The 7,465-nt window shown below is 42.2% G+C and carries 4 protein-coding genes; all 4 read left to right on the top strand.

What is annotated here, in order from left to right; translation table 11 throughout:
• Positions 1–222: 222 nt before the first annotated feature.
• The 4 genes from F7734_RS45075 (at position 223) to F7734_RS45060 (ending at position 7,449) form a co-directional block, all read left to right on the top strand.
• A complete protein-coding gene (locus F7734_RS45075) occupies positions 223–444 on the top strand; it encodes a DUF4327 family protein (protein ID WP_155750866.1) in 222 nt (73 codons plus the stop codon).
• A gap of 84 nt (positions 445–528) precedes the next feature.
• On the top strand, positions 529–3,855 hold the full coding sequence (locus F7734_RS45070; RefSeq protein WP_155750865.1) for an HAD-IC family P-type ATPase: 3,327 nt from the start codon (positions 529–531) through the stop codon (positions 3,853–3,855).
• 141 nt (positions 3,856–3,996) lie between these two features.
• Complete coding sequence (metK, locus tag F7734_RS45065) at positions 3,997–5,136, top strand: methionine adenosyltransferase (protein ID WP_347566394.1); 1,140 nt, start codon at positions 3,997–3,999, stop codon at positions 5,134–5,136.
• Between the two features lie 435 nt (positions 5,137–5,571).
• The gene (locus F7734_RS45060; protein WP_243147422.1) at positions 5,572–7,449 is read left to right on the top strand and encodes a response regulator; all 1,878 of its coding nucleotides are present in this window, start codon (positions 5,572–5,574) and stop codon (positions 7,447–7,449) included.
• Positions 7,450–7,465: the final 16 nt, after the last annotated feature.

Below are 7,465 nucleotides of genomic sequence, written 5' to 3'. Positions count from 1 at the left end.
AAATTTCAACTTGGTGAGGTACGAAAATTACCCCCCTCTGTCCCCCCTTACCAAGGGGGGATGAAAGGGGGGTGTACCTCATAAGACTGAGAAAGGCTATAACAATATTTCAAACTGTAATCTTCACAATTTCCTCAAAGTTTTTTCATAACTTTAAGGTAAAACCGAAGCACGAATAAATTGTTGTAACTTGCAAGAACCTAAATACCAGGGGTGAAAGTTATGAATACTGCTGTCAAATATGACATAGAAGTTATCAAGCACGAAGCTCGTCAACTTGTCAATAAAGGGGCTGTGAGCCGCAATCAGCCAATTTATGCTTTGTGTAAGTACATTCCTGGTCGTGATTGGGTTTGTGTTGAGCTTGAGTTAGAAAAAAACAACTTTTTGCTAAGAGATAAGATTATTGACCTTCTCGGTCGTGAAGACTGGTCTGAAGATTGAGGTCAAAACAAAAGTCCCTTAGTTGTCTCTACCGGATTCTATCAATAACTCCGCTCTCGCCGCAAAGTTTAGCTAATTGGAAAAATGAACAATTATTTCCCTCACTCTCACTCCAGTAAGAATCTTATTGTTCGGGCAATACATACTGCTGTCAAAGGAAGAGCTAGATATAAGGTTGAGAAGCTCCGTCATTCAGAGTCTCTTAAACAATATATTGAGTTAAGACTCAAAGATGAAGCAGGTATTAGGAATGCCCAAGCTAATCCACTGACTGGAAGTGTACTTGTCATTTTTCAACCTGATTTCAGCCCGCAAGCCATCGCCCTGCTCATCAAAGCTATTGTCTTGGATTTCTTAGGAAAGGGTAAAAAAGCTCTAACTAACACACCAGCGCTCGATTTAAGCAAACATCCATCTTCCTCCTCCCTCTCTAAAAGAGGAAATTGCACCAGCAAAATGAACAAGTTGACTGCATCCGGTCAGGAGCAACAAATTTTACCTTGGCATATTTTTAAAACAGATACTGCGATCGCTGATTTCTACACATCAGCTACATCAGGATTGTCTGCTAATTTTGCTCGTGCTAACTTGCAGAAATACGGGGCAAATGTCCTACCTGCATCTGAAACCCGTTCTAAATTGAGTATTTTTATTGACCAATTTAAATCTTTACCTGTAGGACTACTGAGTGCTGCCGCTCTTTTGTCAATTGCCACTGGGGGAGTCGCTGATGCCCTCATAATTATGGGGGTTGTATTTATTAATGCTGTCATTGGTTACGTCACAGAAAGCAACTCAGAAAAGATTATTAACTCACTAAAGAACCTGGTTAAACCATCTGCTGTGGTCATTAGAGATGGAATTTCTCAAGAAATCAGCGCCGCCGAAATTGTTTTAGGAGATATTTTAGTACTGAAACCGGGCAGTTATGTGCCAGCCGATGCTAGACTGATTGAGGCAAATCGTTTGAGCGTCGATGAATCCACTTTAACAGGTGAGAGTTTGCCTGTTTCCAAAAATACAGAACCGCTTCCCAAACAGGATTTACCCCTTGGCGATCGCGTGAATATGGTCTACATGGGAACTTTAGTTACTGGTGGTCAAGGACGGGCTGTGGTTGTGGCGACGGGAAAATTTACCGAAATGGGCAGAATTCAAACTTTGGTTTCGGAGAACCAAATGCCAGAAACTCCCATGCAGAAACAACTCGACCAAGCAGGAAGTCAACTAGTTGTGGTATCGGGAGCCGTTTGTGCAATTGTGTTTGGTATCGGCCTGTTACGGGGATATGGTGTGATTCAAATGTTGAAATCATCCATTTCCTTGGCGGTAGCTGCGGTTCCGGAAGGCTTGCCAACCATTGCAACGACCACCTTAGCTTTGGGGATCGCCAACATGAGGAAGCACAATGTCCTCATCCGCCGTTTGGATGCGGTGGAAACCTTAGGTTCCGTACAAACAATCTGCTTGGATAAAACGGGCACGCTTACAGAAAATAAAATGTCTGTCGTTGAGCTATATACAGATATCAAATCTATTCAAGTGTCGCCTGACGGTAAATTTATTGCCCGAGAACAAGATATTAATCCTTACAACTGCGATCCACTCTTAAAGCTGATTCATGTGTCAGTGCTATGCAATGAGAGTGAAGTCCACAAAAATTCAGATGGAAAGTACGTAGTCAAAGGCTCTGCTACAGAGAATGCTCTAATTTATTTGGCGATTGGTACTGGAGTGGATGTCATCAAACTTAAAGAAAATTATCCGTGTTGCCGAACCAACCACCGCTCAGAAAATCAAAATGTCATGAGTACGGTTCATACCATGAAACATGACGATACCCCATCCCCAAATTCAGCAGAGCGCGAGCCAGAGACTTTACCTTTGATGGCGGCTAGTATAACTGAGAGTGGCGAATTGCAACCATTAACAAACAAGAAAAAACACCGAGGTCATCTATCGTCATCGCCTCGTTCTAAACAGCAACTTGTGGCAATTAAGGGTAGTCCTTCCGAAGTACTGGAAATGTCTACCCAGCAGATCCAAAATGGCGAACTAGTAGCTCTGATGGAAGCAGACAGGCAAGCCATTGAAAACGAAAACGAAGTTATGGCTGGTAAAGGGCTGCGGGTACTTGGAGTCGCATACACCTACATCAATGAGGCACAAATCAATGAAAATGTTCCTCATAATGCGATCTGGTTGGGTTTGGTTGGCATGGCAGATCCGATTAGAAATGGAGTCAAAGACTTGATGGATGTCTTCCATCAGGCGGGTATTAATACGGTCATGATCACCGGGGATCAAAGCCCTACAGCTTACGCAATTGGTAATGAGTTGAATCTCAGTCAAGGTGAGCAATTAAAAATCCTCGACTCCACTAACCTCAACAATCTCGCTCCTGAAGTAATGAGAGGACTGTGCGATCGCGTTAATGTTTTTGCTAGGGTGAGTCCTGCCAATAAATTACAAATCGTCCAAGCCCTCCAAAGTGCGGGTAAAGTTGTCTCTATGACCGGAGATGGGATTAATGATGCTCCTGCTTTGAAAGTTGCTGATGTCGGTATCGCTATGGGACATACAGGTACAGATGCAGCGCGGGAAGTTGCGGATATTGTCTTAGAAAATGACAATTTGGAAACTATGATTATTGCTGTCAGTCATGGACGGACAATTTATAACAATATTAGAAAATCCGTACATTTCTTGCTGTCCACCAACATGAGCGAAATCATGGTGATGCTGACTGCGACAACAGTTGGTATTGGTCAGCCTTTAACGGCCATGCAACTGTTGTGGCTGAATTTAGTTACGGATATCTTTCCTGGGTTGGCTTTGGCATTGGAACCGCCAGAACCAGATGTGTTGAGTCAACCACCTCGCAATCCAGAAGAACGGATTATTAAAACATCGGATTTTCAGAGAATCATTTTTGAATCAGCGACAATTTCCGTTAGTTCTTTAGCAGCCTATGGGTACGCGATTAGCCGCTATGGTATTGGGCTTCAAGCCAGCACTATTGCTTTTATGAGTCTAACAATGGCACAACTGCTACATACTCTTAGCTGTCGTTCGCCGCAACACAGTATTTTTAGCTCCGAAAAACTGCCAGCTAACCGCTATTTAACTGTAGCACTCGGAGGCTCCTTTGGTCTTCAGATATTAGCAGCAGTTATACCGGGGCTGAGACAAATGCTGAACCTGACGCCAATTCATGTTTTGGATGGTGCTGTCATTGGTACTAGTGCTTTAGTACCATTTGTGGTCAATGAAGGCCAAAAAACAGCAAGTTACAACAGAATTCAACTTGGTGAGGTAAAAAATTACCCCCGTCTGTCCGTCCGCGCGCATGAACCGCCGCTGTACCTCATTCAAATGCAAAGCGCTGTCATTCTCAAAAATAATTTTTAGCAGTCGCGATGAAAAAATTTTACCACATACATAAAAATTCTTCTTAGCTCGCCCCTAACCCCTACCCCTACCTCAATAAGAGGTGGTATGAAAAAGACTTTTATTTACATCTGAATCTGTGACGAGGAATCCTGATAAACTTTGCGATCAAATCATGATGCAATTGTCGATCGGTTTCTCCAGCGAGATCCCTTTGCCAGAGTCATTACCGAATGTGCGGTATCGACTGCCATTGTCTTCATTTCTGCTAGATTTGAGTCAGAAGCGATCGTAGATTTTACGAAAATAGCCAGACAGGTCATTAAGCAAGTCGGTTATACCCAGCTTGACTTTAATGCCAAAACCTGTAGCATTATGACTAGCTTAAAAGAACTACCCAAGAGTGAAAATCGCTGTTGGGATGAAAAAAAACTCTCGGAAGCAGAGATAGAAGAGATTTCTGTCAAAGACCAGGTGACAGTATTCGGTTTTGCTTGCAATCAAACCAAAGCTTTGATGCCACTTCCCATTTGGTTGGCACACCAGTTAGCTAAGAGACTGACTGCTGTCAGGCAGGAAAAAATATTACCGTATTTGGCACCTGATGGCAAAACTCAGGTAGCAATTGAATATAAAAACTGTAAACCGCACCGAATATACAGCATTACGTTGATTGCCAGTCAAAGTAAACTAGTAGGAGCAAATGGAGCTAATCTCAAACGTCTTCAGGAAGATTTGCGAGACAGTGTCATTGATGTTGTCTTCGCAGATGAAGAATTGAAACCTGATGCTAACACCAGAATATTTATCGACTCAGACGATCCTTTTGCGATCGGCGGTCCCTCTGTGCATTCTGGGTTAACAGGCAGGAAGAATGCTATAGACACTTACGGCGAGTATTCCCGCCACAGTGGTGCAGCACTAAGTGGCAAAGACCCCACACGTATAGATAGAGTAGGAGCTTATGCCGCCCGTTATGCTGCTAAGAATGTAATTGCAGCAGATCTAGCTGATGAATGTGAAGTACAGCTGACTTACTCTGTTGGACTTTCTCGACCTGTCAGCATTCAAGTAGAAACTTTTGGTACAGGCAAGATTTCTGATGAAGAAATTGCCATAATTTTGGAAAAGAATTTTGATTTTCGCCTTGCGGGGATCGTTCGCGAGTTTAATTTGAGATTTTTACCTGCGATCGTTAAAGGTGGGTTTTATAAAAAGCTTGCCGCCTACGGTCATGTGGGTAGGCTAGATATTGGTGTTTTACCTTGGGAGGAAACAGATAAAGTGGCTATTTTGCGTTGAATCTGGGAGGGTGGAATTTTACTTACGATCGCTTGTGGTCAGTTGATTGTGGTGATTCTTGTGTATTGTTGAGTTTCGTAAAACTATCAAAAGCATACCAAGCTAATATATGCTAGGGAGACGTTTTCAAACCATTAGCAAAATCCCAACACATGTAGGTTGGGTTGAGGAACGAAACCCAACATCTAAAAGCATTTGTTGGGTAACGCTTCCGCTCTACCCAACCTACAAAAATTTGTATTAGGTAAAAGCCTTGCACACTTACAGCAAATTCCAACCTAGTGAGGTACAAAAATTACCCCCCTCTGTCCCCCCGATACCTTGGGGGGATGAAAGGGGGGTGTACCTCATTAGACTGAGAAAGGCTATACCGATCGAGATAGCAGAAGGGACCTTTCTTATGACTTTTGGTTGCTTAATTTAGAGTAACCTTAAATGAGTGGTAAAGATGCAAACAAGCTGATAATGAAAATCTTATTGGTGGAAGACGATCGACCTACGAGTTCAGTCATAGAGAAAATGCTCGGTGACCATAACTATAAAGTCAATCTAGCAACTGATGGCATCAGCGCATTGGAACTAGCGCAGTCCTTTGACTTTGACTTAATTATACTTGATATCATTATTCCTCGACTAGATGGGATTAGTGTATGTCAGCAATTGCGGAATTGTGGGTATCAAAATCCTATATTGCTGTTAACAGCAAAAGATAGCAGTGACCAGCGTGTCATAGGATTAAATGCAGGCGCAGATGATTATGTAGTAAAACCTTTTGACTTGCCAGAGCTATTAGCGCGAATTCGTGCTTTATTGCGGCGTTCCAAATTGGTATCATCACCCATAATTACCTGGGAAAACTTACGTTTGGACTCAATTAATAATGAAATTACTTGTAATGGACAACGCTTGTACTTAACACCAAAAGAATATTGTTTGCTAGAGCTTTTTCTATTAAATCCAAAGCGTATTTTTAGCCGCAGTACTATACTTGACAGATTGTGGGATTTTGCAAAGTCACCAGGAGAAGAAACTGTCAGCGTGCATATTAAATGTCTGCGCCAGAAGTTAAAAGCAGCAGGTGCATCAAACCCTATAGAAACAGTACATGGCTTGGGCTATAGACTAAAACAGCCTGATGAGCTAAAACACACTGTAGCGACGCAGTTACCGGAGCCGAACGGTGAGCAGGAAAATCTGCGGCACAAAGTCAAGCAAAGAACCATGAGTATTTGGGATAAGCATAAAGCTCATGTGATACAGCAAGTGACTCTACTAGAGCAAGCTTCACGCTTGTTAAGCGTAGATGAATTAACGGCTGAACTACGGCAACAAGCCCAGCACCAAGCACATAAGTTAGCGGGGTCATTGGGAATTTTTGGTTTAGCAGAAGGCTCACAGTTAGCGCGAGAACTTGAGACATTGCTGGAGCCACAATTAATGCTGGAAGCAATTCAAATCCAACGTTTTGCCGAATTAACAAAATTGTTGCGACTGCAATTGGATCGTCTTACAGCCATAACAGTTGCAAAAGCTAAACCAAAAAATGACTCCCCACTCATCCTAATTGTGGATGATGATTTATTGTTAGCAGAACAATTAAGAATTGAGGGGGAAAAAAAAGGAATGCGAGTAGAAGTTGCTACGGATGTGGCTGTTGCTCAACAGGCGATCGTGCAATCCCCACCCGATGTGATTCTAGTTGATTTAAATTTTCCTAGTTCAACTGAGAATGGATTGACACTGTTGCGGAGGTTAAAAAACCGTGTTTCTAAAATCCCCACGATTGTTTTTACAGGACGGGAAAGTTTAGCGGACAGAATAGAAGTAGCACGATTGGGTATATTTGCTTTTTTGCACAAACCGTTGCCTGCTGATGACATCTTTCAAACTATAAATGATGTACTATACCCGAAGCAGACGAATTCTCATCATCGAGTCATGTTAGTGGATGATGATTCAGTCATATTAGAAACATTGTCAAATTACCTTCGCTCTTTGGAATGTGAAGTGATAACTTTGAATAATCCCCAACAATTCTGGGAAGTTTTAAATAGTTTCAAGCCAAATCTCCTGGTTTTAGATATGAAGATGCCTAAATTTAATGGGGCTGATTTGTGCCTGGTAGTACGAACAGACCCTTATTGGCAGAATCTTATCGTCGTTTTTCTTTCAACACACACAACAGAAGAAGAAATAGATTTGGCTTTTGCTGTGGGGGCAGATGACTATATCAGTAAATCAATCGATCGCGCAGAGATTACCACCCGAATTATCCGTCGTCTCCAAAAAGGTAAGTTATATTATACACAATAGCACGTTTATCTATTGA

It is taken from the genome of Scytonema sp. UIC 10036, from assembly GCF_009725235.1.
This window is presented reverse-complemented; position numbering and strand designations above follow the sequence as displayed.